The 23,899-nt window shown below is 61.9% G+C and carries 22 protein-coding genes and 2 pseudogenes; 15 read left to right on the forward strand and 9 right to left on the reverse strand.

Annotation, left to right across the window (positions count from 1 at the left end; translation table 11 throughout):
- Nucleotides 1-280 precede the first annotated feature (280 nt).
- From AC0L3I_RS10910 to AC0L3I_RS10920, 3 genes are all read left to right on the forward strand, one after another.
- Nucleotides 281-2,692: a phosphoketolase family protein gene (locus tag AC0L3I_RS10910; RefSeq protein ID WP_473526885.1), complete on the forward strand. Its 2,412-nt coding sequence runs from the start codon at nt 281-283 to the stop codon at nt 2,690-2,692.
- Nucleotides 2,692-3,864, forward strand: a complete 1,173-nt coding sequence (locus AC0L3I_RS10915) for an acetate/propionate family kinase (protein ID WP_473526886.1) — start codon at nt 2,692-2,694, stop codon at nt 3,862-3,864. The genes AC0L3I_RS10910 and AC0L3I_RS10915 overlap by 1 nt, the downstream gene beginning before the upstream one ends.
- 107 nt (nt 3,865-3,971) lie before the next feature.
- On the forward strand, nt 3,972-4,307 hold the full coding sequence (locus tag AC0L3I_RS10920) for a hypothetical protein (RefSeq protein ID WP_258123016.1): 336 nt from the start codon (nt 3,972-3,974) through the stop codon (nt 4,305-4,307).
- 403 nt (nt 4,308-4,710) lie between these two features.
- Here the strand turns inward: AC0L3I_RS10920 and AC0L3I_RS10925 are convergent, their stop codons facing one another.
- Together AC0L3I_RS10925 and AC0L3I_RS10930 are read right to left on the reverse strand one after the other, a co-directional pair.
- Complete coding sequence (locus AC0L3I_RS10925) at nt 4,711-5,391, reverse strand: peroxiredoxin-like family protein (protein ID WP_473526887.1); 681 nt, start codon at nt 5,389-5,391, stop codon at nt 4,711-4,713.
- A 572-nt stretch (nt 5,392-5,963) separates the two neighbouring features.
- Nucleotides 5,964-6,183: pseudogene (locus tag AC0L3I_RS10930) on the reverse strand (sugar-binding domain-containing protein); the annotation flags it as partial.
- Here AC0L3I_RS10930 and AC0L3I_RS10935 point away from each other — a divergent pair.
- A pseudogene (locus tag AC0L3I_RS10935) lies at nt 6,184-6,399 on the forward strand (transposase domain-containing protein); the annotation flags it as partial.
- Here AC0L3I_RS10935 and pdxR read toward each other — a convergent pair.
- A complete protein-coding gene (gene pdxR / locus AC0L3I_RS10940; RefSeq protein ID WP_473526888.1) occupies nt 6,323-7,813 on the reverse strand; it encodes a MocR-like pyridoxine biosynthesis transcription factor PdxR in 1,491 nt (496 codons plus the stop codon). The pseudogene AC0L3I_RS10935 and the gene pdxR overlap by 77 nt on opposite strands.
- Before the next feature lie 171 nt (nt 7,814-7,984).
- On the opposite strand from pdxR, the gene AC0L3I_RS10945 reads away from it, so the two are divergent.
- The 4 genes from AC0L3I_RS10945 (at nt 7,985) to AC0L3I_RS10960 (ending at nt 10,934) form a co-directional block, all read left to right on the forward strand.
- A complete protein-coding gene (locus AC0L3I_RS10945; protein WP_473526889.1) occupies nt 7,985-8,617 on the forward strand; it encodes a LysE family translocator in 633 nt (210 codons plus the stop codon).
- Nucleotides 8,618-8,628: 11 nt separating this feature from the next.
- Entirely contained in the window at nt 8,629-9,558 is a 930-nt protein-coding gene (locus tag AC0L3I_RS10950) for a dihydrodipicolinate synthase family protein (protein WP_473526890.1), read from the forward strand.
- 24 nt (nt 9,559-9,582) lie between these two features.
- Nucleotides 9,583-10,224: a LysE family translocator gene (locus AC0L3I_RS10955; RefSeq protein WP_473526891.1), complete on the forward strand. Its 642-nt coding sequence runs from the start codon at nt 9,583-9,585 to the stop codon at nt 10,222-10,224.
- Between the two features lie 68 nt (nt 10,225-10,292).
- Complete coding sequence (locus tag AC0L3I_RS10960) at nt 10,293-10,934, forward strand: ThuA domain-containing protein (protein ID WP_473526892.1); 642 nt, start codon at nt 10,293-10,295, stop codon at nt 10,932-10,934.
- A gap of 37 nt (nt 10,935-10,971) precedes the next feature.
- On the opposite strand, the gene AC0L3I_RS10965 is transcribed toward AC0L3I_RS10960, so the two are convergent.
- The 3 genes from AC0L3I_RS10965 to AC0L3I_RS10975 all read right to left on the reverse strand — a co-directional run bounded on the left by AC0L3I_RS10965 (nt 10,972) and on the right by AC0L3I_RS10975 (nt 13,179).
- Entirely contained in the window at nt 10,972-11,637 is a 666-nt protein-coding gene (locus tag AC0L3I_RS10965) for a DUF6064 family protein (protein ID WP_473485567.1), read from the reverse strand.
- On the reverse strand, nt 11,638-12,555 hold the full coding sequence (locus AC0L3I_RS10970; RefSeq protein WP_473526893.1) for an aldo/keto reductase: 918 nt from the start codon (nt 12,553-12,555) through the stop codon (nt 11,638-11,640). It lies immediately after the preceding gene.
- 183 nt (nt 12,556-12,738) lie between these two features.
- A complete protein-coding gene (locus tag AC0L3I_RS10975; RefSeq protein WP_473526894.1) occupies nt 12,739-13,179 on the reverse strand; it encodes a hypothetical protein in 441 nt (146 codons plus the stop codon).
- A gap of 246 nt (nt 13,180-13,425) precedes the next feature.
- On the opposite strand from AC0L3I_RS10975, the gene AC0L3I_RS10980 reads away from it, so the two are divergent.
- The 4 genes from AC0L3I_RS10980 to AC0L3I_RS10995 all read left to right on the forward strand — a co-directional run bounded on the left by AC0L3I_RS10980 (nt 13,426) and on the right by AC0L3I_RS10995 (nt 18,569).
- Nucleotides 13,426-13,905, forward strand: a complete 480-nt coding sequence (locus AC0L3I_RS10980) for an ABC transporter substrate-binding protein (RefSeq protein ID WP_473526895.1) — start codon at nt 13,426-13,428, stop codon at nt 13,903-13,905.
- The gene (locus AC0L3I_RS10985; protein WP_473485571.1) at nt 13,898-14,332 is read left to right on the forward strand and encodes a hypothetical protein; all 435 of its coding nucleotides are present in this window, start codon (nt 13,898-13,900) and stop codon (nt 14,330-14,332) included. Before AC0L3I_RS10980 ends, AC0L3I_RS10985 begins: the two co-directional genes overlap by 8 nt.
- A gap of 1,322 nt (nt 14,333-15,654) precedes the next feature.
- Nucleotides 15,655-17,124 carry a hypothetical protein gene (locus tag AC0L3I_RS10990; RefSeq protein ID WP_473526896.1) on the forward strand — a complete coding sequence of 490 codons (1,470 nt, stop codon included), beginning with the start codon at nt 15,655-15,657 and terminating at the stop codon, nt 17,122-17,124.
- A gap of 1,133 nt (nt 17,125-18,257) precedes the next feature.
- The gene (locus AC0L3I_RS10995) at nt 18,258-18,569 is read left to right on the forward strand and encodes an FCD domain-containing protein (protein ID WP_473526897.1); all 312 of its coding nucleotides are present in this window, start codon (nt 18,258-18,260) and stop codon (nt 18,567-18,569) included.
- Between the two features lie 153 nt (nt 18,570-18,722).
- On the opposite strand, the gene AC0L3I_RS11000 is transcribed toward AC0L3I_RS10995, so the two are convergent.
- On the reverse strand, nt 18,723-18,908 hold the full coding sequence (locus AC0L3I_RS11000) for a hypothetical protein (RefSeq protein WP_473485574.1): 186 nt from the start codon (nt 18,906-18,908) through the stop codon (nt 18,723-18,725).
- Nucleotides 18,909-19,208: 300 nt separating this feature from the next.
- Between AC0L3I_RS11000 and AC0L3I_RS11005 the strand changes: the two genes are divergently transcribed.
- Complete coding sequence (locus tag AC0L3I_RS11005; protein ID WP_473526898.1) at nt 19,209-19,643, forward strand: hypothetical protein; 435 nt, start codon at nt 19,209-19,211, stop codon at nt 19,641-19,643.
- Between the two features lie 198 nt (nt 19,644-19,841).
- Here the strand turns inward: AC0L3I_RS11005 and AC0L3I_RS11010 are convergent, their stop codons facing one another.
- Together AC0L3I_RS11010 and AC0L3I_RS11015 are read right to left on the reverse strand one after the other, a co-directional pair.
- Complete coding sequence (locus AC0L3I_RS11010) at nt 19,842-21,548, reverse strand: HAD family hydrolase (RefSeq protein WP_473527000.1); 1,707 nt, start codon at nt 21,546-21,548, stop codon at nt 19,842-19,844.
- 247 nt (nt 21,549-21,795) lie between these two features.
- Nucleotides 21,796-22,080 carry an acylphosphatase gene (locus AC0L3I_RS11015; RefSeq protein ID WP_473526899.1) on the reverse strand — a complete coding sequence of 95 codons (285 nt, stop codon included), beginning with the start codon at nt 22,078-22,080 and terminating at the stop codon, nt 21,796-21,798.
- 203 nt (nt 22,081-22,283) lie between these two features.
- Here AC0L3I_RS11015 and AC0L3I_RS11020 point away from each other — a divergent pair, with 203 nt between their 5' ends.
- Together AC0L3I_RS11020 and AC0L3I_RS11025 are read left to right on the forward strand one after the other, a co-directional pair.
- Nucleotides 22,284-23,096: a nucleotidyltransferase family protein gene (locus tag AC0L3I_RS11020; RefSeq protein WP_473526900.1), complete on the forward strand. Its 813-nt coding sequence runs from the start codon at nt 22,284-22,286 to the stop codon at nt 23,094-23,096.
- On the forward strand, nt 23,089-23,841 hold the full coding sequence (locus tag AC0L3I_RS11025; RefSeq protein WP_473526901.1) for a metallophosphoesterase family protein: 753 nt from the start codon (nt 23,089-23,091) through the stop codon (nt 23,839-23,841). The genes AC0L3I_RS11020 and AC0L3I_RS11025 overlap by 8 nt, the downstream gene beginning before the upstream one ends.
- Nucleotides 23,842-23,899: the final 58 nt, after the last annotated feature.

The following is a 23,899-nucleotide window of genomic DNA, read 5'->3' on the forward strand; positions in this document are numbered from 1 at the left end:
TGCTCCTTTTGCGGGCTGGCGGTCCGCCGCACTGATTGTCCCCAATCGTGCCCAACGGCCCCGGCGACAATCCCTCGATCGGCGTGCGCTCGGCTCGGCAGCGCTTGATCTCATTTCGGCGGCTCGTCTCCTTAACCGTTGGCGAGCTTCCAGGTTCCTGCAAAAGAGCGATTGGCGGCGCAAATGGCGGCCCCAGCCGAACTTATTTCCGTGAAAATCCTTTCTCCGGGGCGATCGCACTCCAGATATCGACGGGCGAACGCATTCTGGAGACGTTTCGATGAACGACGAGGCTCGGACCACCGCGCAGCCAACAGGCATTGATCAGGTCAATCTCATGGACCGCTATTGGCGCGCCGCGAACTACATTTCGGTTGGCCAGATCTATCTGCTCGACAATCCGCTGCTGCGCGAGCCGCTGAAGGCCGAACACGTCAAGCCGCGGCTGCTTGGCCATTGGGGCACGACACCTGGCCTCAACTTCATCTATGTCCACCTGAACCGCGTCATCCGTGAACGCGGTCTCGAAATTCTGTTTATCTGCGGCCCAGGTCATGGCGGCCCGGCGATGGTCGCGAACGCGTGGCTCGAGGGCACCTACAGCGAGATCTATCCCGAAATCGGCCAGGGCGAAGACGGCCTGAGAAAACTCTTCCGGCAATTCTCCTTCCCTGGCGGGGTGCCAAGCCACGCTGCTCCGGAAACGCCCGGCTCGATCCATGAAGGCGGAGAACTGGGATATGCGCTGGTCCATGCTTTCGGCGCGGTTTTCGACAATCCCGATCTGGTGGTTGCCTGCGTCGTCGGCGACGGCGAAGCGGAAACCGGTCCGCTCGCGGCGGCATGGCACTCCAACAAGTTCCTCAACCCGGCATCCGACGGCGCCGTGCTGCCGATCCTGCATCTCAACGGCTACAAGATCGCCAACCCGACGATCCTTGCCCGCATGGATGACGTGGAATTGCGAAGCCTGTTCGCCGGCTATGGCTACGAACCATTTTTCGTCGAAGGTCACGAGCCAGTTCCCATGCATCGGATGATGGCCACGAAGCTGGACACCGCACTCGACAGAATCCGCTCCATCCAAAAGCGAGCCCGTGCTTCGGGCTGGCAGGGAGAGCGCCCGCTGTGGCCGATGATCGTGCTGCGCAGCCCGAAGGGGTGGACGGGACCGAAGGAGGTCGACGGCAAGAAGGTCGAGGATTTCTGGCGCTCGCATCAAGTGCCGGTGTCGAACGCCCGCGGCAACGAAGGACACCGCAAGATCCTCGAAGACTGGATGCGGAGCTACGAACCGGAAAAGCTGTTCGACAACAGCGGGCGTCTGCTTCCAGAGCTGGCGGCGCTTGCGCCAACCGGGCCCAAGCGCATGGGCGCAACCCCCTATGCCAATGGCGGATTGCTGAAGCGCGACCTCGTGCTTCCCGATTGGAGAAGCCTGGCGCTCGATGTGCCGCGTCCGGGTGGTGCCAAGGCCGAGGCGACGCGGATTCTCGGAAGCTATCTCCGCGACGTCATGCGCCTGAATGCGGATGCCAGGAATTTCCGGCTGATGGGGCCGGATGAGACATCCTCCAACCGCCTTGACGACGTCTTCGAGGTCACGAACCGGGTCTGGATGCAGCGGATCGAGCCCCATGACGTCCACCTCTCCCGTGACGGCCGCGTCATGGAAGTGCTCAGCGAGCATCTTTGCCAGGGTTGGCTGGAGGGCTACCTGCTGACCGGCCGCCATGGCCTGTTCTCATGCTACGAGGCGTTCATCCACATCGTCGATTCCATGGTCAACCAGCATGCGAAATGGCTGAAGACATCCCGCGAGCTTGCCTGGCGCAAGCCGATCGCCTCACTCAATTACCTGCTGACCTCCCATGTCTGGCGGCAGGATCACAACGGCTTCAGCCACCAGGATCCGGGCTTTGCCGATTTCGTCGCCAACAAGAAGGCCGATACGGTCAGGCTCTATTTCCCGCCGGATGCCAACACGCTGCTCTGGATCACCGAGCATTGCCTGAAAACCTACAACCGCATCAACGTGATCACCGCCGGCAAGCAGCCAGCGCCGCAATGGCTGTCCGTCGAAGACGCAGAAGCGCACTGCAGGGCGGGGGCGGGGGCCTGGGAATGGGCCGGGACGGTTGCGAAGGGCGAGGACCCGGATGTGGTCATGGCATGCGCCGGCGACGTGCCGACACTGGAGACGCTCGCTGCCACCGACATTTTGCGTTCCGCGCTTCCGGACCTGAAGGTTCGCGTCGTCAACGTGGTCGACCTGATGACGCTGCAGTCGAATTCAAAGCATCCGCATGGTCTCGCCGATGAGGATTTCGACGCTCTGTTCACGAAAACCAAGCCAGTCATCTTCGCCTATCACGGCTATCCCTACCTCATCCATCGCCTGACCTACCGACGCGCCAACCATGACAACATGCATGTGCATGGTTTTCGCGAAGAAGGCACCACCACGACGCCGTTCGACATGGTCGTACTCAATGAACTTGACCGTTTTCACCTGGCGCTCGCCGCGATCAAACACGTACCTGGGCTCGCCGAACGTGCGAAAGGCCTTGCTGCCGAACTTCAAGCGAAGCTTGTGGAACATAGGGCCTATGCCCGCGAGTACGGCGAAGACATGCCCGAGATTCAGGAGTGGAACTGGCCGGAGAACAGCGCGACGAAGGCCGGCGATTGATGCGACACGCAATTCTTGCACTGAACGCCGGCTCCTCCAGCATCAAGTTCGGACTATACGACCTTGAAACCTCCGCGGAACTGCAACTTGTCTCGCGTGGCAAGCTGGATCTGGGCGATGCGCCGAGGCTCAGCGCGAAGGCGGCCGATGGAACAGTGCAGTGTGATCGACCGCTTGCCGGAGACGCGCGCAACGCGGGCATCGACGCGTTGCTCGATTGGATCGAGAGCGAACTTGGCGGCAGGAAACTAATCGCCGCCGGCCATCGCATCGTGCATGGCGGGCGCGAGTTCGTCGAACCCGTCCGTCTGACGCCTGCCGTGATCGAGGGCTTGGACAGGCTGACGCCGCTTGCTCCGCTGCACCAGCCTGGCAGTCTCGCGCCGATCCGGACACTTGCAGCGCTGCGGCCGGATCTGCCGCAGATCGGCTGCTTCGACACAGCCTACCATCAGACCATCGATTCGATCGTGAGCCGCTTCGCACTGCCGCGCAAATACGATGCGGAAGGGATCCGCCGCTACGGGTTTCATGGTCTTTCCTACGAATATATCGCCGGGCGGCTCAAGGAGATATCGCCCGCTCTTGCAGCGAAGCGCACGATCGTCGCCCATCTCGGCAGTGGAGCGAGCCTGTGCGCCATGCGCAACGGGAGAAGCGTCGATACGACGATGGGCTTTTCCGCCCTCGACGGCCTGGTCATGGGCACGCGTTGCGGCGCCATCGATCCGGGCGTGCTTTTGTACTTCGTGCTGGAGAGAGGCATCGCGGGGGAGGCTCTGCAGCACATGCTCTATGAGGAATCCGGGCTGCTCGGAGTATCCGGCATCTCGGGCGACATGCGCACGCTGGAAGCGAGCGACGATCGCCACGCCCGCGAAGCGGTAGACCTTTTTGCTTTCCGGGCCGCAAGGGAAGCTGCCGCGCTCGCCAACACGTTGGGCGGCCTCGAATGCCTCGTGTTCACCGCCGGCATTGGCGAGCGCTCGGCGCCGGTCCGCAAGGCCATATGCGAAAGGCTTCATTGGCTTGGCGTGGCGATCGACGAGCCATCCAATGCCTCTCATGCTGAGATCATTAGCCGGCCGGACAGCAAGGTTGAAATACGCGTCGTCGCGACCGACGAGGAGAGCATCATTGCCCGCCACGCGCGCACAAAAGGGAATGCTTGATAACGCAATCATCGCGCGGTTTGCCAGGGCAAGGAACCCTGCGCGTCCGCGACCGTTTCCCCTGTCTGATTGCCTAAGGGAGATCTGATCACCAAGGGAGAAATCCAATGGCCGAAACCACCAGTATGGCAGGCGCCTCAAAGGCGGCAAACGAAGCCCAGGAGGCGATGAAGAAGCAGATCGCTGAGCTTCGCCGCGAAATCACCAAGATAAATCGGACCCTTTCCGACCGCGCCGAGGAGGCACAGGGCTGGTACGACAGCGCCGCCGAACGGGCCTCGCGCGCAGCCCGGCAATTGCGTAGCCAGGCGCACACCGTGACTGAAACCGTCCAGCAGAACCCAGGCACAATTTCTTCGGCGATGATGCTTGGCGGCGTGCTCGGTGTTCTCTTGGGAATTGTGATTGCAAAGAGTTCCGAGCCTGAACGGCGGTGGTTCTAGAGCATTTTGCAGCCAAACGTCTTCGTTTGGCGTCCGACAAAATGCGTAAAGCAAGGGGTTAGAGCGCGGTTTTGGTTCCACCAAAACGCAAAGCGCTCTGGAGGGGCAGATCACCACCTTGCGGTGCCCAGCCTAGTGGTCAAAATCTGACACTTGGTACCGGAGCCGTAGGGCCGCTCAGGGTGGAAATTTGCCGTATGGGGCGCCTATCGGGACGACGTAATCGCGGCAGGGAACGGACGTAGCCCCGCATATGCGCTGAGGCTCGCTCACTCTAGCGCCGGGTCACTCCGCTATGAAGCTTACGGGCGCACCTTAGCCGCCGCGCTTGAGCATCTCGATGATGGTCAACCCACAGAATCACACAGGACGGTGGTCGTCGAGCGAGTTTTTCAGCAGCCTATTAATGTGCGACTTGGAAAGCTGCAGACATCAATTCTTTGGGATTTGGAGCCCGGCATACATTTTCGCCTTCCTTTTCAGCTTCCGTGAAGCTCCAGCGCACAACGCCTTCCCGATCGAGCAAGAACTCGCCGATGAGTGGCATGTGACCGGCGATCATAATCTTCTGGTCGGCCGCCGTAATTTCGTACCCGTCCTTTTTCTCAAGAAAGTCGCCCGCCGCAGCCGGGTTCATTGGCTCGGGCAGCTCCCCCGGCAGATCGATCCGCATTGTCATGACCGCGTCCATTCCGAGCTTGTGTGGCCATTCGGTTTCATTCTCCGTGAACTCGACGATGGGTAACCTGAAGGCGCGGTGTGAAGCGCCCTCCGGGTCGGATGCGCTAAGAAGATCGGGTAGCGGATGGTAACGGAAGTAGAGCCGCGCACGCTCGACCGGCGTCTTGACCACTGCGAGACATTCCACGCCTTTCTCCTTCAGGGCCGGCTTAAGCTGCGCCATCGCAGCGACATGGCGCCGGCAGAATGGACAGTGCAGGCCTCGAAACAAACCGACCAGTAACGGGCTACGGCCTCGAAAATCGTCGAGCGCGATCTTGCCTTCGCGCGAGATCGCGTCGAGCACAATATTCGGTGCCCGGTCGCCGGGCTGAAGCGGGCGGTCGATACTACTCGTGGACATGGACAACCTCCTCGCCCCGGATCAGTCAAAGAAAAGGCAGCACGCCGTGCTTTTGGGTTGAGCCCGTGCTAGGCGGGCGCAAAACCTTCCTGCGGCCCAGGGCAAAATAGGCTTCGGCCCCTGCCATCATATTGCCGAGGTCGAGATTACGCGCGTTACAAGCCCATCATAACATGAAAAAAGCATCTACGGGTCGCTCGTTTCGCGAGCCGTCTCGAGCGCCTCTGTAGTAGCTAACCGCCAGCCCCGGCTTGCCATAGCATTAGTGGATTGCACTAGGGCGATCATCGGCACCGCGAGATGCTCACGTTGGTCGAGCGCACGGAGGATCTCGATTGGCTTGTCGGCGGCCGGTACACCTCCCGGTGTTCATCGTCTTGAAACTCGGGCGGCCTCGATGTGACCCGGACGCCAAATGTGGCGAATGACCTCAAACAGAGCACGCCCGAATACTTGCGCTGGAGGGCAAGGTTCCCGACTTCGTTTTGGACGCTCAAGTCTGCGACGATCAGGGTCCGCAAGGGGCCGGAACAGGTAATCCGTATCGGGTACCAAGCGCCAGATTTCTACCACTAGCGGCGCTCAAGCATGGTTTTTGCGCTGTCAGCATCCGTTACGACGACCGTCGCCAACCCGGCCCGCGCCACAGCTACAAGAATGGCACGTTTGTGCGTCCCGCCTGAGGCGATGATGCGGCAGGGAATATTGCGGTAGTCGTCGAGCTCCGGCGAAAGCACCTGGCCGGTTGAGAGTGTGGTCGACAGGCTTGCCGTCGGCATCGGGATAGCGGCCCGGCCAATAGCCCTCAACCGGAAAAACGCGCTGTTTGCGGGGCACGACACTGGAGCAAAAAACTGGGCCACCATCGCCGCGCTCGTCGAAACCTGCAAGCTTAATGGTGTCGATCCACTGGCCTACCTGACCGCAACGCTCACGTCGCAGCAGCTATTGCATCCTCGTAAGCGCGTCGAAGGAGCTTTAGTCCTCTGTGGATTTGGCTTTCGGTAAGACTTGCGTATCCCATCACCAGGCCGAGGCACCGCCGATCCAACGTCTGATCGAAATAATGAGGTGATATGGAGTAGATGCCTACTCCGAGCGAGGCGGCTTTATCGATGAACGATGTCGCCATAGAGGGCGGCATGTCGCCGAACCAGACGACGACGTGCAGACCGGCCTGCGCGCCTTCGACCCGAACGACATCCCGGAATTCAGCCTGCAGAGCGTCGAGGAGCGCTACACGTCGGCGGGCATTTTGACGACGGGCCTTGCGCACGTGGCTTTCGTAGACGCCGGATTCCATCAGGGTCGCAAGCGCCTCCTGTTCGAGGATGGGGGCATGCCTGTCCGTCAGGCGCTTGGCCTGGGCAAAAACCTCCTGCAACTCTCGCGGAATGACGAGGTAGCCGATCCGGAGCGTCGGCGACAATGTCTTCGAAACCGTACCAATATAAATGACGTTCGACGCGCCTCCAAGCGCGCGAAGCGGCGGTATGGGGTTCATGTCGAATCGATATTCGCTGTCGTAGTCGTCCTCGACGATGTAGGCCCCGTTCTCTTCCGCCCATCTCAGCAGTTGCTGGCGTCGCCCCATGGACATTACGCTTCCCAGGGGAAACTGATGTGAAGGCGTGACGTAAGCCAGCCGCGCGCCAACATCCGCCAACAAGTCCGCTCTGATGCCTTCGGCGTCAACTTCCACCGGAGCGGCGATGGCTCCTGTCATCTCGAAGACGCTCCGTGCCATCGGATAGCAGGGCTCTTCGATGGCGAACCCGTCGCCCTCATCGAGAAGGAGCCGGGCGCAGAGATCCAGTCCCTGCTGAGAGCCGTTGACGATGACGATCTCGCCCACCTCGCACCTGATGCTCCGCGCTCGCCATAGATAACCCTGCAGGGCGGTACGCAGGCGGATCAAGCCACAGGGCTCGCCATAGGATAACTTGGGCGGCCGTCCCAGCGCAGCATCGTTCATCGCCTTCCGCCAGGCAAGGGTCGGGAAGTCAAAGGCCGACATGTCGCCGTAGCGGAAGTCGGCGACGAGCTTCTCCGACGGAACCCGCATCGGAATGGCGCTGGATCGAAGCCTTTCTCCGAAAGCGGAGAGGCCGTGTGGCTCTGCAGCTGTATGAACGAGGTCTCCCGGCTCGCTGTGTGCGATCTTGATGGCCACCCGTGGCCGAGCGCCATGTCGAATGACCACGAACCCCTCGGCGGCGAGCTGTTCGTAAGCGGACGTCACAGTCGTTCGTGAGACGCCAAGCTCGACCGCCAGTGCACGAGCCGACGGAAGCAAGTCTCCGCGGCCGTATACCTCCGCCACGATCTGTTCCCGCAGGTTCTCATAGATCCCGCGCGCGCCCAGTCCCGACGACGAATTTCCCGACGACGAATTCTGCTTGCGGGGCCGTAACTGGACCATCGCGATTACCCAAATGAAGACGTTTCGTTGATCCAGGCATTACCGGGAAAACTCAGTCAGGCAAAGGCCTGAGGGCAACTGGACCAGCAATTTTTATCCAAAACTGGTTCTATGTCAGGGCCAGTTGTACTGGTATTGATGACGCCAGTTTGCACCTCCCGAAGAAGTAAAATGCTGGCCGAAATCCACCAATTCATCATCGTCTTTACCGCATACGTCATCGCTGCCGGTAGTCCCGGCCCGAGCAATATGCGCATCATGGCCGTCGCCATGAACGACGGCCGCAGGGCCGCGCTGGCAATCGCGTCTGGCGTAGTCAGCGGCTCGATCTTTTGGGGCCTGATGGCGGCGACAGGTGTCTCGGCGATCCTCAGTCGATACGCGCAGGCACTCCTGGTCCTGCAGGTGCTCGGAGGCCTATATCTTCTCTATCTCGCCTTCAAAGCGGGCAAGGCTGCGCTTTCTTCAGACCAGGATCAGCTTCGCCCGACGAACGAACGGAAGGCGACGGCGGCCACTCTCTACAAGCGCGGACTGCTAATGCACCTCACCAATCCGAAATCGATCCTGGCATGGATCGCACTGATGACGCTGGGGCTCGGCTCTGGGTCGTCGCCGTATACGGTACTCGTCATCCTCGCAGGCTGCGCGGTCCTGAGCGTCACCATCTTCTGCGGCTACGCGATCGTCTTTTCGACCGCTCCAATGATCCGCCTGTATCGGCGGGCGCGGCACTGGATCGAAGGCACGCTGGCCGTATTCTTCGGATTTGCCGGGCTGAAGCTTCTCCTGACCCGCATCTGAAGGGTTCTTTCATGTCTATCTTCCAAGGCCTTTCGGCATTCCCGATCACCCCGGCGGACGCTTCCGGCAGGCTCGATACCGCCGCCCTCGCGCGCCTTCTGAAGCACATCGAGGAGGCGAGAGCGGACTCCATCGGACTGCTCGGCAGTACCGGCGCCTACGCTTTCCTCACGCGAGAAGAGCGTCGACGCGCGGTCGAAACGGCGATGGACACGGTCGGCGGCAAAATCCCGGTTATGGTCGGCGTCGGAGCGATCCGGACCAGCGATGCGGTGGACCTTGCCCGTGACGCGAAGGCTGCGGGCGCCGACGGCCTGCTGCTCGCTCCGGTTTCCTATACACCGCTCTTTGACGACGAGGTCTTCGAACACTTCGCCGCAGTCGCCGACGCGGGGCAGCTCCCGCTTTGCATCTACAACAATCCCGGCACAACCAAGTTCACTTTCAGCCTGGACCTCATTTCCCGCTTGTCGAAGGTGGCGAACATTGAAGCCGTGAAGATGCCTTTGCCGTCCGGATGTGACTTCGCTTCCGAACTCGCCTCCCTCCGGTCTGCGACCGGGTCGGCATTCAAGATCGGCTACAGCGGCGACTGGGGCGGGGCGCCTGCGCTGCTCGCCGGGAGCGACGCCTGGTATTCCGTCGTCGCAGGACTTCTGCCGTCACAGGCTCTGGCCCTGACGCGAGCGGCGCAATCCGGGGACGCCGCCACCGTCGAGCGATTTGACGCCGCCTTCGGACCGCTTTGGGCGCTGTTCCAGGAATTCGGCAGTTTTAGGGTGATGTACGTCGTCGCCAAGCTTCTGAACCTCTGCGACGTCGATCCGCCACGCCCCGTCCTCCCACTGAGGGACCAGGCACGGCAGCGCGTCGCCGCCGCTCTCGACCATCTCGATGCGGTTTTCTCCACTGGTTCCAAAGTTTGTATTGAACTTCGATAGACAGTCTTTCATCAGGACATTTCCATGCTGAATTCCAACGCTTTCACCGTCTACCTGTTCACGGCATTCCTTCTGGCGATTACTCCGGGTCCGGGGATTTTCTATGTCGCCGCCCGAACTCTTTCCGGCGGCCGCTCTGAAGGAATCGCTTCGAGCCTTGGCAATGGTCTCGGCGGGCTGTTTCATGTCTTAGCCGGCAGTCTTGGCGTCTCGGCGATCGTGCTGGCAAGCGCCGAATTGTTCACGGCACTCAAGGTGGTCGGCGCGCTCTATCTGGTCTGGATGGGATACCGAACCATTCGCCATGCCAGGCTCGGCTACAAGTCGCTGGGTCATTCAGAGCCGCCCGTCGGCGCGATGCGGGCCTTCAGGGATGGCGTTCTTGTGGAAGCGATGAACCCGAAGACGGCCGCATTCTTCCTCGCCTTCATTCCCCAGTTTGTCGTTACATCGTCGGATCACGTTGCCCTGCAGTTCGTGATCCTCGGCGCCGTCTCGGTTGCTCTTAACACGCTCGCCGATATTGTCGTGGCGTTTGCAGCCGGAAGACTTCGCGATGGCGCGGCGTCCCGTCCGCATCTCATTCGCCGGCTTCGTGAAGGCTCGGGCGGCGCTATGATCATGCTTGGATGTGGGCTGCTGCTAGCAAAGCGCCCGGTTGCTTGACCGGTTCGGCCGGCCGCACTTGCCGCCGAAGGCTCGTTTGGCGATACAACCAACTGACGGAGAAGAACATGCGGCAAGCGTTGATCGTATGGGGCGGCTGGGATGGACACGAGCCGGAAGAAGGTGCGCGCGTCGTCAAGGCGATGCTCGAAGAAGAAGGGTTTGGCGTGCGCGTCGAAACCACGACCGAGATATTCGCCGACCCCGCGATCGCCGATTTGAGTCTGATCGTCCCGATCTACACGATGGCCAAGCTTGCGAAGAACGAGGAGCTCAACCTGACAAAGGCGGTCGAGGGCGGTGTCGGCCTGGGCGGCTATCACGGCGGCATGTGCGATGCCTTTCGTGAAGCCACGGAATACCAGTTCATGTGCGGCGGCCAGTGGGTGGCCCACCCGGGCAACATCATCGACTACCGGGTTGACATCACCAGGCGCGACGATCCGATCATGAACGGCATCGATGATTTCTCGTACCGCTCCGAACAGTACTACATGCATGTGGACCCATCGAACGAGGTGCTGGCGACCACCACCTTCTCCGGCGAGCACGCCTCCTGGATAGAAGGCGTGGTCATGCCGGTCGTCTGGAAGCGCCGGCACGGCAAGGGAAGAGTGTTCTATTCGGCGCTCGGCCATATCGCCAAGGAGTTCGAGGTGGCGCAGATGCGAACAATATTTCGTCGCGGCCTGGTGTGGGCGGCGCGCTGAGAGCGCCGACGAGGCAAATGCCGAACGCGCCGCCGCATCACCGAGCAATGCGGCGCAGGGCCAAGGCAGCGACAGTGATGGCCGCTGCCAGAAGCGGCAGCCAGGCTTGTGGATCGCCCATGGCATGAAGCGTCAGGCCGCTGAGCAGCAGCCACAGCAGCGGGATCGCAAACAGCAGCGGCACAAGCCCGCCGCTCGCTGCAAGCAGGACGCCGAGCGCTACGATCGCCGTCGGGTCCGGCGCGATGCCGAAGACCTCGGCGCTCGACCATGGCCGCCCGAAGAGCGGCGGCAGGAGGGGATAAACGACGAGGCCAACGACCGCGATCAGCAGCCCGAGCCGCCCTGCGATGTCCCGCCGGTCGAAGGCGAGGCCGCCGCGTGCGGCACCGCCGATCGCCAGCAGCAGCGCCTGCAGGCCGAAGGCCGGCGCGACATAGGCGATCGCCCAGTTGATCGCGGCATAGCGGCTCCACAGGAAGGACCAGCCGACGAAGGCAAAGAGCGCGGCGAGGACGAGCGCAATCCAGAGACCATGGCCAGGCGGCCGCCGCAGCACGAGCAGGACGATGGCGAGGCCGGCGGCGAGCGTCAGGAGATGCAGCGGCCAGAACGCGGCATTGGCCAACCCGAACATGCGCCAGTAGACGCGTGGCGAGAAGAGCAGGAAATCTTCCAGACGGTAGGTCCACCACACCGACATCTAGAGGTCCCGGACGTAGGCCGCCATGCGATCACGCATAGATGCGTCGGGGAGGGGACCGGCCGCCGCCATCACGTTCTCGCGCACATGGTCGACGCGGGTGGTGGCGGGGATGGCGACGGTGACGGAGGGATGCGAAAGAATGAACTTCAAAATGAACTGCGCCCAGGTCCCGGCACCGATCTCGGCCGCCCAAGCCGGCAGCGTCTCGCCTTGGAGCTGGCGCGTCAGCGCGCCCTGGCGAAACGGCCGGTTGACGATGACGGCCATCTCGCGCTCGGCCGCCAGCGGCAGGAGCCGTTCCTCCGCTTCGCGATCGACGACGTTATATGTGAACTGCACGAAGTCGAGCGGATGCGCGCGCATGATTTGTTCGAACAGGTCGTGCCGTCGTCCTTCGGACGTCGTGATGCCGACATAGCGGATCCGCCCGTCCGCCTTCATGGCGAACAGGGTTTCGAGATGCGTCTCCCAGGCGACGAGGTTATGGACCTGAACGAGGTCGAAGCGCGGCACACCCCAGAAGCGGCGCGACTGCTCGATCTGCGCGGGTCCGTCGGTGGCGGAGGAGGTCCAGACCTTGTCGGCGGAAAACAGCGCTTCGGGCCGGCCGAGCTTCTCGAGGCCATAGCCGATCACGGGCTGCGAAGAGCCGTACATGGGCGAGGAATCGATCATGCGGCCGCCTTCCGCAAAGAAGGCCGCCATCACCTCGGCGCACTCGTCGCGCAGCACCGGATCGTCGCCGACATTGAAGGTGATCCAGGTGCCCAGGCCGACAGCGGGAAGCATTTCTCCCGAGGAGGGGACAGCGCGCATCACCGGCGCAGGCGGCGCGCCGGGCGCGGTTCCCGGCAACACCAGAGCCGCTCCGAAAGCGGCGGCAGCCTTCACGAATGTCCTGCGGGTGATGATCATCGTCTGCCATCCCTGTCCTTCCGACCCCCTGTACTCCCGAACACAAGAACGGTTCCGGGCGACCGCCTTCGCATGGCTGATCGGCGGGGAGTGCGGTCGGTCTCTGGCGACTGTTCGGAATATAGAACGTCTGCCTGAAATGGGAACGAACGGTGCAGGCCTGGGTTGCGCCAGCCAGCCCGATTACCTGGAAATGGCTCCTGTTCTGACTTGATGGCGCTGGCGGGCATATACCACGCAGCCGTCTACCGTGCTGACGCAGAGCGCATCGCGGTGGTTCGGCGTGTTGTTGTCGCCGGCGTAGGCAACCTCGGCAACACGGCCATCGACCATTCGGATTTGCGTGTTGCAATAGCCGCCGGGATCGACATTGAGCGATCCTCCAACCGTCGGGATCGCACCCAGGGCCAGAGTTGGAATCACGACGTTGAGGTTGCCGCGTTGAACGGTGCGCTGATAGGTCCAGATCTGGCTTCCGCCCGCATCGGCGGTGGCAGTCGGAAAGCCGGCGCACATTCGAACGTCCGCCTCGCTGAGACCGACCATCTCTTTGCGGGCTGCCGCCGTTGTGGCGTCTTCCTTTGGGAGGTTCGACGTGTCGTCAGGGGCGACGCAAGACGACACGATGGAACTGCCGGCCAAGACAACAACAACAAGGTCAAGCGTTCGGATGCGGGAAGATATCATACACCGACTGTGGTGATTTGCGCTGAGCCCCGAGATCCTAGTTAGGCAAGCAGACAATCGAGTCAACCTGCACGGCATCACGATGTCGTTTGTCGTGCCGCCCGACCGACGTTGAGCTGACGGCGCCGATGCGATCGTCGCCGCGATCGAAGCCCAGATGGGCCATGCGCACGCGCCGCTATCGTGCGCGACCTAAACGAGGCGAGCCGTGAGGCCTATGTCGACGAGGTGCGCTTCATGGTCATTCCCGACACGGCGGCAGCGGAGACCGCGCTGTTTGCCGGCGAGCTCGACGTCCTTCCCGATCTTGAATTATCGCGTGTCGAGGAAGCCAAGTCGCGGGGCATGACGGTGCTGTCGACGCAAGGCCTGTCGTGGACGGCGATCCTGCTGCAGACCAAGGATCCGCTGCTGTCGCACGCCAAGATGCGCGAGGCGCTGGCGCATGCCACCGACATCAACCAGATCGCCGTCGCCCGCACCAACGGTGTCGCCACGGGAGATCCCTCGGCCGTCGCCCAGGCGAGCTCGTTCTTCGACGACGAATTCCTCAAATGGCCGGAACACGACCCGGTCAAAGCCAAGGCACTGCTGGACGAGGGCCGGCTACAAGGGCGAGCCGATCAAGATCCAGACCAACACGCGTTACCAGGACATGTATGAGAACGCCGTGCTGCTGCAGGCGATGCTGACGGCCGCGGGCTTCAATGCCCAGCTCGAAGTGCTGGATTGGGCGGCACAACTCGATAATTACCTTGCCGGCAAATTCCAGATCCAGTCCTTCGGCTATTCGGCTCGTCTCGATCCATCGCTGATGGATGGCGTCATCCTCGGCGACAAGGCGACCGATCCGACTGCGCAGTGGGACAGCAAGGAGGCGCTCGACCTCTACGCGAAGTCGATGGCCACGACCGACCCCGCTCAACGCAAGGCGCTGTTCAAGCAGCTCCATGCCCTCATGGCAAAGCATGTGCCGATCCTTGGCCTCTATTACGAGCCATCCGTCGACGCGGTGTCGCCGAAGGTGAAGGGCTGTTCGGTATGGCCGGCGGCAAACCCCCGCGTATGGGGTGTCTGGAAAAGCGAATAGGAGCTGGCGATTGTCTGTCGCTCGAAGGATCGGAGGCGTGTTGCCTCCGATCATTCGTTTGAGCTACCTGGTGGTGAAACCTGACGCTTGGTTCCGGGGCCGTAAAGCCGCTCAGGGCAGGAAGGAGACCTAAACTGCTCTCCGACGGCGCGTGTGCGCCAGGAGCGGTCGTTCGACAGCGATCCGAGCAGCAATGGCCGTTGGGCATGGCCGAAGTGCTATTGACGTTTAGTATGAGGTGACGGTTGACCGTGGAGGTCCGTGACCTAGCTTTGTGACTAGCTTAAAGCTCAGGCGGACCGTCCAGAACCGGAAATGGCGGAATGGTACGCACCGTGGGAGAACTTTCGGGACGTTGAGATGCAGAGGTGCAAGTCGGCTTTCAGAGCCTGTGTGCCCTTGGCGGGCGATAATCGGCGGCCACGGCATCTTCAGGTTTCGATTCAAACAAAAGTCATCTGCGCCGGCATGTCTATCAGCGCGCGACAGGCGCTCCGTCATGCAACAACAATTCGAGCACTGGAGGGATCTCGAAGCAAGTGTCGGAGGGACACTGCTCGGAGCAAGTGACAGCTTCGAAAGCGATCAAAGGCTTTAGTCAGCACCAAGACGAGGGGCCAAACACCGCTTCACGAACTTGAGAATACCCCCAAGACCGCACAGGCACGGCAATGTCAAATCCTCTTGCCGAAATTTACGCAAACGACGCAGATCTCGCCATCCTGGGCGGGATAGCAGCATTTGCCTCGGTGGGCCTCTATCTTGTGCTCCGGCGTATCCTTATCGCGCTGCAACGGCGTTGCCTCAAATCAGATGTGAGCGAAGGCGGATCTGATCCCCCCGAAGAGGCATCTTGGGATTGGGAAAGCCCGGTCGACCTTGCAACCGAGCCTGCTTGTTCCTCTCAGGTTGCGGTGCCCTCAGACACCGTAAACCTGGATATTCGGCATCAGGATGCCGATTGCCTTCGGTTCGGGGTGCGAATCGAGTATTTCGACGTAATCTCCGAAGCTTGCGAGAGCTCGTCTGTGACCGAGACCAACGCTTTCGCTTCCGCGACGACCATAGCGCAATCCGGCCGACTTGCGACATCGATCAGAGAAATCGCTGGCTATGTTCAGAGGCAGGTGGCGGCTAATCTTGCCGCCCTAACTAGTCCAGTATTGACGGCTCTGAGCCGTATGCCGACGCAACTCGCCCTCGCGGAGGATCCCGACCCCACCACAGCGACGGCCTCACCTCCTCGCGTTCGCAGGCCGATCGGTCTTGTGCCCCGCTTTGGCGTCGCCGCAATCTGTCTGGCCGTGCCGCTTAGCTATGCGATGACGAGACAAAACTGGGTCGAAAGCGCCCCCGCCATTTCGCGGGTCCAGGGCAACGCCAATCCGGACCTTTCGCGACCCATCGAGCTTCCGGCGAGTGCTGCATTAGATGTGCGTGGGCCAGCCCAGGGAGACGAGCGCACGAGTGTCGAATTGCTCAGCCCGGATCTCACGGCTGCCCGGGCGCAAGTCGGAGCAGCTGCTGCTCAGGCAGCCGCAGCGAGGGAATTGGCCGGCCAGGAGCACCAGGCGGCGGAAGGCGAGCGCGCCAGGAGCGCCGCTCTGCAGCGAGCGCTGCTCGAGTCGCGCAAGGAGATCGACGCGCTGAGGACAAGCATGGCAGCCGCCGATAGCGTACGCCAGGAGCAATTGCGCAACGAGCTCGCGGCAGCCCGCACAGTTGACGCATTGCGGCGCATTGCGGGAGATACCCGCACGATGCTGCGCGAGGCCACCAACTATGTCTTTACGGAGATGCCCGCTGCTCATCTGGAGCGTCAGCGAGCCGGATGGGTGGCGCGCGATCTATCGCGAGCGCAGGCGCAAATTGAACAGCTTCAGGCCGAGGCCGCCGAGGATCGCGCCAAGGCCAAGGCTTCGCTGGCGCAAGCGAGCGGAATGCTCGACGACGAACGCCGGAAATCAGAGGACCTTCATGGCGACCTCGCCGAAGTGAAACGGTCCAATGCCGCGCTCATGGAGCGCGCTTACGCGGCTGAGCAGGGACGGACCGGTGCAGTCACAGCGAGAGAACGAGTGGAGCAGACCGCAGCCGAGACGGAGGGCGCGCTGGCTCGAGAACGCGCTGCAGCAGCGTCGATTCATGAGGAGCTGAAAAAAGCTCGCCTCGAGCGCGACGCGGCTGAACAGGAACGAGCCAGAGCGGTGTCTGCGAGAAAGCGTGCCGAGCAGACTGCAACCGAGACAGCGCAGGCTTTGGCGTTAGAACGCGCTGCAGCAGTCTCGACGCGAGAGGAGCTGAAAAAAACTCGCCTCGAGCGCGACGCGGCTGAGCAGGAACGAGCCAGAGCAGTCACAGCGAGAAAACGAGTGGAGCAGACTGCAACCGAGACGGCGCAGGCTCTGGCACGAGAACGCGCTGCGGCAGTCTCGACCCATGAGGACCTCGATAAAGCTCGCCTCGAACGCGACGCCGCCCGAGCACTTTTGGTAGGGGTCGCCAGGCTGAAGGAGGCTCTGGACAAGCAACGTGAAGTCACTGTTTCTCTTGCCCGCGACCTGGCCGCCGCGCGCGCGGACAATGACAGGCTCAGGGCTGAGCGTCGCAGCGCCCAGATTGAGCCGCCGCTGAAGCCGCGCGCTGGCCGCGCGGCAGCCGCTGCCGGCGGGTTGAAGGCTGTCAGCCAGAAGACTGCACGCAGCAAGATTCGCGCCCCGGCGCGGATTGCCCGGGTGCGTTCTCTCATACTTCCCTATCCCCTCAGGCCAAGACAAGCGACGTTGGAGTGATTTCCAAAACGACTGTGCGGTCCTCCTATCGAAGGCCCAGGGCCTTTGGGAGGCATTGCAGTCGCACCCTCTCACGACGCCGCGGATGATTCACCCGTTCGAATTCATCCTGCTCTCGTCGGCGAGGAGTTCTGCGCGATACGCTATGTCAGCCCGATCACGCTGCCTGTAGCGTTCAATTCGCATTTGATCGGCGCCTGGCGCGTCTCCACCTTGCCTTGCCGTCCATAGTCGATGCTGACCTCAACGGGAGCCGAGATCGTATCCGGGCTCAACCGACGTATGGAACCTGCGCTGCTGACGCGCACACTGGTCGCGCCAAACGGGGCGGCGGCCGACTCGATTGCATCATGGCAGGCGCGAACGATTTCATCCGGGACGCCCGGCAGCGCTTTGATTGGACTAACCGTCGATGGACTGTTGATGTCGCTGGGAGGCTGGAGGCTGGCCGGGAGGTCGAGCGACCGTCCGGCTCCTGCGGACCGGGCGACACTGACGGCAGTGGCGGCCGTAGTTGCCGCAACTGCTGCCGTTGCAGCGGTGCTGGTCCCATCGTCGTCCACCGGTGACCTACTGCTGGAGCCGCCAGGTCCTTTGTGCGCGCCGCCTTTGCGGCCTTCACCGTGATGGCTGCCAGCGCTATTGTCTCCGCCACCATGGTTGCCACCGCTATTGCCTCCGCCGCGCTCGCCGCCGGCGGCAGCTCCTGCGCAAGCTACCGCGATCGAGCAAACGAATGCGACATATGCCCAGCTGGATTCAGGGGATTGACGCACGACCACCTCCATAAAGTGCGTCGGTCGAACCGTCTTTCCGCGGCATGCAGTCAGGACGGCGCAACCGCCGCCGCCCCCAGGCAAACTCGCGACTAAGGCGCCCACGGGAGGTAACTAGGGGATGAATCCGGTGTATCAAGGACGCGGGTACGTGCTAGTGGCCTCGCACGGGACGCGAATTGACCGGACGGTCATAGTCGGGACCGCTCTCATGGATTGTCTCTCGATGACCATTCACCATCAAGAAGCCAGGTGCCATCGAACTCGGTGGTCCCGGCAGCCACATCGCACGATGCGATCACCGTCGTATGCGTGGCTCGCGCGCACGCAAGAACGGCGGCAAGCAAATCCCGATCCTTGCAAATCCCAGTTCTGGCCGTGGATGAGCCTGCCGTTCTCCGGATCAACGCATCCTTTCACGAAGGGCTTGCGGCCTGTTCCGGCAACCGGTTCCTGGCGGATGCGGTGCGCCAGCAGAACAATCTGCGCCGGTTGCAGGAATCGGCAGGTTTCGAGGAACTGCCGGCGGAACGCATCGAGCAGTCATGCCGGGAACATCTGGCCATCCTCGATGCTGTCGAAGCGGGCGAGATCGAATGGGCCGAGGCGCTGCTGCGCCAGCATCTAAGGCAGGCCTCCGAGTTCGCTTCGCCGCAGCGCTCGATCTGATGCCTGCGACGGTGAGCATCATTCCATCATCATTCCACGCCGCCCGAGCGCCACGCGCTCGATGGCCGCGCAATGCGCCGACACCGGCCTCCATGAAGAATTGGGCGATCTAGAGCGAGCGTCCCGCCGATCGCTTCACACCAATCCGCTCCGTCAAATGCCGGGATCGGATCTTTTAGGACCGATTTTCAGCGGCGCATCATTTTCATCCGGATTGGGGACGGGAGCTTCGTCGGGAAGTCTGTCCGGGTCCGGCTCACGCACCGGCTTCGGTTCAGGAAGCGGCGGTGGCGTGGGCGCCGGAGTGGGGGTTGGTTCGGGAGTGGGAAGAATGGCCATGGTGCGATTTCCTTCCTCGCTGCACTCTGCCTTGGCGGGTCACCGACGTCGGCCGGGATTCTAACGCCACCCGTTTCGACCGATTTCGCTCTACGGGCTGGTGCACGCAGAACGACCACGTGTGCCTATGGTTCCGATGGCAACCTCCGATGATCCCGCAGGCGTCAGGCACTCGTGGCAGGACGGCGCCGTCAGAAAAGTGATCGAATGGTACGCGCATGAGGGCCTTGTCGGCGTCGTGTACCGCCATAATTTCCATTTCAGGGTGGGACGAACTCACCTGTTGAATAGGAGGCGGCCGTGAAGCACCAAACACTTGACCAACTGCATACCGTTGCCGACGTTCAGGCTGAAGCAACAGACCTAGTAGCGACCCGAAGCCAGCGTCTCGAACGTTGGGCGAAACTGCTGGAGAAAAATCCCGATCGGCGTCTCGAAGCGTTGACGGGCACCGAATACAAGTCCCCTGAGATACGCGAAAAGATGCGTTATAACGACTCGCCTCTCACGGTTGCCTTCGAGGACCCGATCTTTCGCGCACAAGGCTTGAGAGACGACACCTACGGTGAAGCCAGGCGCTTCTTCGAACTGACCGACTGGCAGTTGCACGAAATCGTCTGCCATTGCCATGTCGGCGCCACGATACGAGCGCGATGGGCTGCCTCCCGCGTCCGTGCGGCAATGTCCGAGAGGTTCGGCTTCTTCGCCTGGCTGCGAGGAACATTCATGCATTGACGCTAGCATTGACGCTACGGGCATTGAAGCTACCGGCATTCACGCTAGGGGCCGGCATGTTCAGTTGATGGAGGCGGCGAAGCGATTTCCACGCCTCGCATCAGTGGTCGTTGATGTGCGGATATGCCGTTCGGCGGCGATCCGCCATCGGCGAAGCTCGATACAATCGGCCTCGATACCACAGGGCATGGGCGGATTTCAGTCGGCGGGCGCGGTGTAGCGGCGATGGACCGCTTCCGCGATGGCGGCGCGGCTTCTATGCGGATCGAGACTATCGTCATCCTCGATGACAGCCGCTTCCTCCGCAAGTCCCTGGTCCTTGACCTGGTCGCGGAACCAGGCCGAATAGTCGCCCGCGCGCAAGTGATGCTCCCAGGTGCGGTCGTCGATCCCCTCGGCGATATGGAGGAACATCATGAGATTTTGCGCTTTCAGGTTGAGCTTGCCGTCCGCGCCGCGGAAATAGAAACTGTTGTCGCCAAGATCGCCCTCGGCATATTTCCGAATATGGCGCTTGCGTTCCTGCCGGGGACGCTCGACCGAGATCGGTCTTGCGGGATCGGCTGTCGACCGGTTCCAATACAAGACCTTGTTTTCCGGTGGCGGCACGACGCCCGGCGGTACGCCCTCGCCAATTGCTGCACAGAAGCTTTCAACAACCTTGTCGGCTTCCGGGCCAAGAGCCAGCACCGTGTCGACACCTGCCAGCACATCCCGCGAAACCAGATCGGGATGTACTGTGACCAGAATGGTCGCCGAAAGGCTTTTTGGAAGCGCAAAGGATGTGCCATCGCGCGCGTGCGGCAACAGGTGGTGTGCCTCGTCGATGATCAGCCAGTGCGGGCGTCCGGTGCGGGCGCGAAGCGCGGCAAGCTCCGGCAGCAGCTTGGCGAAGGCGTTTGGCCGCTCCGCGGTCTTGATCCCGAGCATGTTGACGGCGACATTGTTGGACGGCTTCGACAAGAGGTCGAAGATTTCGCGCGAGCTCGGCGGGCTTTTGGCGTCGCCAACCACCAGCACGTCCTCCAGGTCCTCGTAGTCGCCCTCAGGGTCGAGCACGCAAAATTGGAAGCCTTGCTCGACGAAGCGCTCGGTCAGGGCAGTGGCGAGGGTGGATTTTCCGATCCCCGACGTGCCGGCCAGCAGCACGCCGCCGCCGCGCGGTGAAAGGTGCATCACCGCGCCCGATCCGTCGTCCGCGCCAATCTCGATGCGTTGCCGCGCCGTGTCGAGCAAGGCGGCGTCATGCGAGATGAGGCCCTCGATCAACTCCCTCACGCCCGCGCCGCGGGCACCATTCGTCACGTGGCCCGCCGTCTCCCTTACCTTCGGCAGTGCATTGGCGACTGCAACTCCGAAGCCGACGGCGCGCAGAAAGGCATGGTCGTTCTCCGCATCGCCGATGCCGACGACATTGTGGGCGGACAATTCCAGATCCTCAAGGGCAGCCGCAAGACCGGTCGCCTTGTTGACCCCGCTCGGCAGCACCATGACGGCACCCTTGTTGAAGATGATCTCCAGCTCCAGGCCAAGGTCCTTGATCACTTCCAGCACGATGGTCTCGTTGGGCTCCCTGGTGGCGACGACGGAACGTCCAATCGACAGGGGGGCGATCTTGCGCATCATCAGCCTGTCGACGAATTCCGCCGGAGGCGCAGGCGCCAGGATGCGCTCCTCCTTCGAAGCCGGCGTGTAGACGAGCGCGCCGTTTTCGGCGACGACTTTGTCGAAAATGCCAAGCTCCGGGAAAACGCTTTCGAGGTCGGCAAGCTCGCGACCGGTGACCATTATCAACTTGCGGCCGGTTTCCTTCAGCCGCTCAAGCGCGGCACGGGTCGCATCGGAAACGACCCCGTTTTCCGCGAGTGTGCCGTCGTAGTCAGTGGCTAGTGCAAGAGCATACATCGAGTTGTAGTCGGCAGTCCGAAAGCCGAACCGAGAAGCTTTCTTCGCCGAAACTGGGCGGAAAGCCGTCTGCTCGGGTGACGTCCATTGGCCGAATCCCGTCATCGTTTGTCATGGCCGCCCGTAATCATGGCTGATTGGTCCAAACGGCGCTGGCTGTCGATTGTTCCCGGCGGCGCAAGGCAAGCGTCGCGGAGGCCTGGCTTTTGGTTGAGCATCGGCTTTTCCAAAAGCCGGTATCCGCTTGCTAGCCGATGATCCTGAATCCGTTCGGCGCCTGGCCGGGATCGACGTCTTGGGATGTCACGCCGGAGACCGACGCCCCGGTCGGCCCTTTCCACAACCGGTTCATCATCGTCGAAACCGCGCCCTCGGCTCCGACGATCAGTGCCGTTACCGATCCGTCATCCTCGTTGCGAACCCACCCGGACAGACCGAGCCTCTCGGCCTCGGTGCGTGTCCAAACGCGAAAAGAGACGCCTTGCACCCTTCCATTGAGCCTGACGCGTACCGCCTTGCGCTCGTCCTCCATGGTCACCTCCGTGCTGCTGGTTTTCTCACACCTTCAACTCACCAGCGGCGAAAAAGGCTCCGCCATCACATTTTTAACGAATTCGGCTGCCCGGCAGCCCGATGGAGACGTCCGGCTGCATGATCTCGTCGACGGAACCATGCGGCGGCGGCTTTGTTAAGGACGGACAGCTGCAGGTTGCTGGGCTTCGGAGCCACGATTTCATGACCAACGATTCTCCAACGGGAGGCGCCATCCCGGCATCCGTTCCGACGATCGATCCAAAAGCGGCGCCGACGCTTCAGCACGCCGAGGCCGAGGTCTTTTATACAGAGGCGATCCGCGAACTTGCCGCGACGGACATCCCCTTTCTTGTCGCCGGCACCTACGCGGTGAGTGCCTATACGGGCGTCACGCGCCAGACCAAAGACCTCGACATCTTCTGCAAGGCCGGCGACTACGCCCGCATCCTCGCCCATTTCAAGCAAGCCGGCTATGCGGTCGAGATCGTGGACGACCGATGGCTTGGAAAGGTCTTCAAAAGCACGCATTTTTTTGACGTCATATTCGCATCGGCAAACGGCACCATGCCGGTCGGCGACCAGTGGCTGGAGCATGCACGGCAGATCGAGCTGCTGGGCAGTCAGGTGCGGATCGTAGGTCCGACCGAGCTTATCTGGTCCAAATGCTTCATCCAGGACAGACGCCGCCACGACGGCGCCGACATCGCTCATACCATCCTCAAGGCGCAGGATCAGATCGATTGGCACCGGCTGCTTTCCTACCTCGAAGTTCACTGGGAGGTGCTGTTGATGCAGCTTCTGAATTTTCGATGGATCTATCCGAGCGAGCGCGATCACATTCCCACCTGGCTGCTGGACGAATTGCTTGACCGGCTCGCCAAGCAGAGGGAGTTGCCTACTCCCCGAATGAAGATCTGCCGCGGGCGCCTGCTTTCGCCGACCGACTACGAGATCGACGTCAAGGAATGGGGCTTTGCCGGCGTCGGCGGAACAGGAGAATTTCGTGATGGCTGAGAAGGGCGGAACTGCCACGGCAAGGACCGAGAGAAACCGCACAGTCAAGATTGCGGCCGTCGGCGACCTGCATGTGCGGGAAGACGGGCAGGCCTCCTGCCGTGATCTCTTCGGCGAGGTCTCGCGCGAAGCGGACGTCCTCGTGCTCACTGGCGACCTCACCAATCTCGGCAAGCCCCGAGAGGCCGAAATCCTTGCAGAGGATTTGCGCGCCTGCTCCATCCCGGTCGTCGCCGTGCTCGGCAACCATGACTATGAATCCGGCGCGGTCGAGGACGTCGCCCACATTCTTCGGCAGGCGGGCGTCCATCTTCTTGACGGCCAGACGACGGAAATCAAGGAGGTCGGCTTTGTCGGCGTGAAGGGTTTTATTGGCGGTTTTGGATCGCGCATGCTCGGCTCCTTCGGCGAGCCGGCGATCAAGGCGATGGTCGCCGAAAGCGTCAGCGAGTCGATGCGGCTCGAAAACGCAATGCGGCAGGTTCGCACCAATCGTACGGTTGTCGTCCTGCACTACGCTCCGGTGGTCGAGACGGTCGCCGGCGAGCCATTGGAGATTTTTCCGTTCCTGGGCTCGTCGCGGCTGGCGGAGACGATCGATCGGTTCAAGGTCAGCGCCGTGGTGCATGGCCACGCGCATCGCGGCGTCTACGAAGGTCGCACGCCCGGCGGCGCCCCGGTCTACAACGTCGCCATGCACGTGGCGAAGCCGACCGGCCGTCCCTACGCTTTGCTCGAAATCTGAAACACCCTGCGCGTGGTTAGAGCGGGACACGTTTAAGTTGAACCAGGCATCCCGCTCT

This window comes from Mesorhizobium sp. WSM4840, from assembly GCF_055811755.1.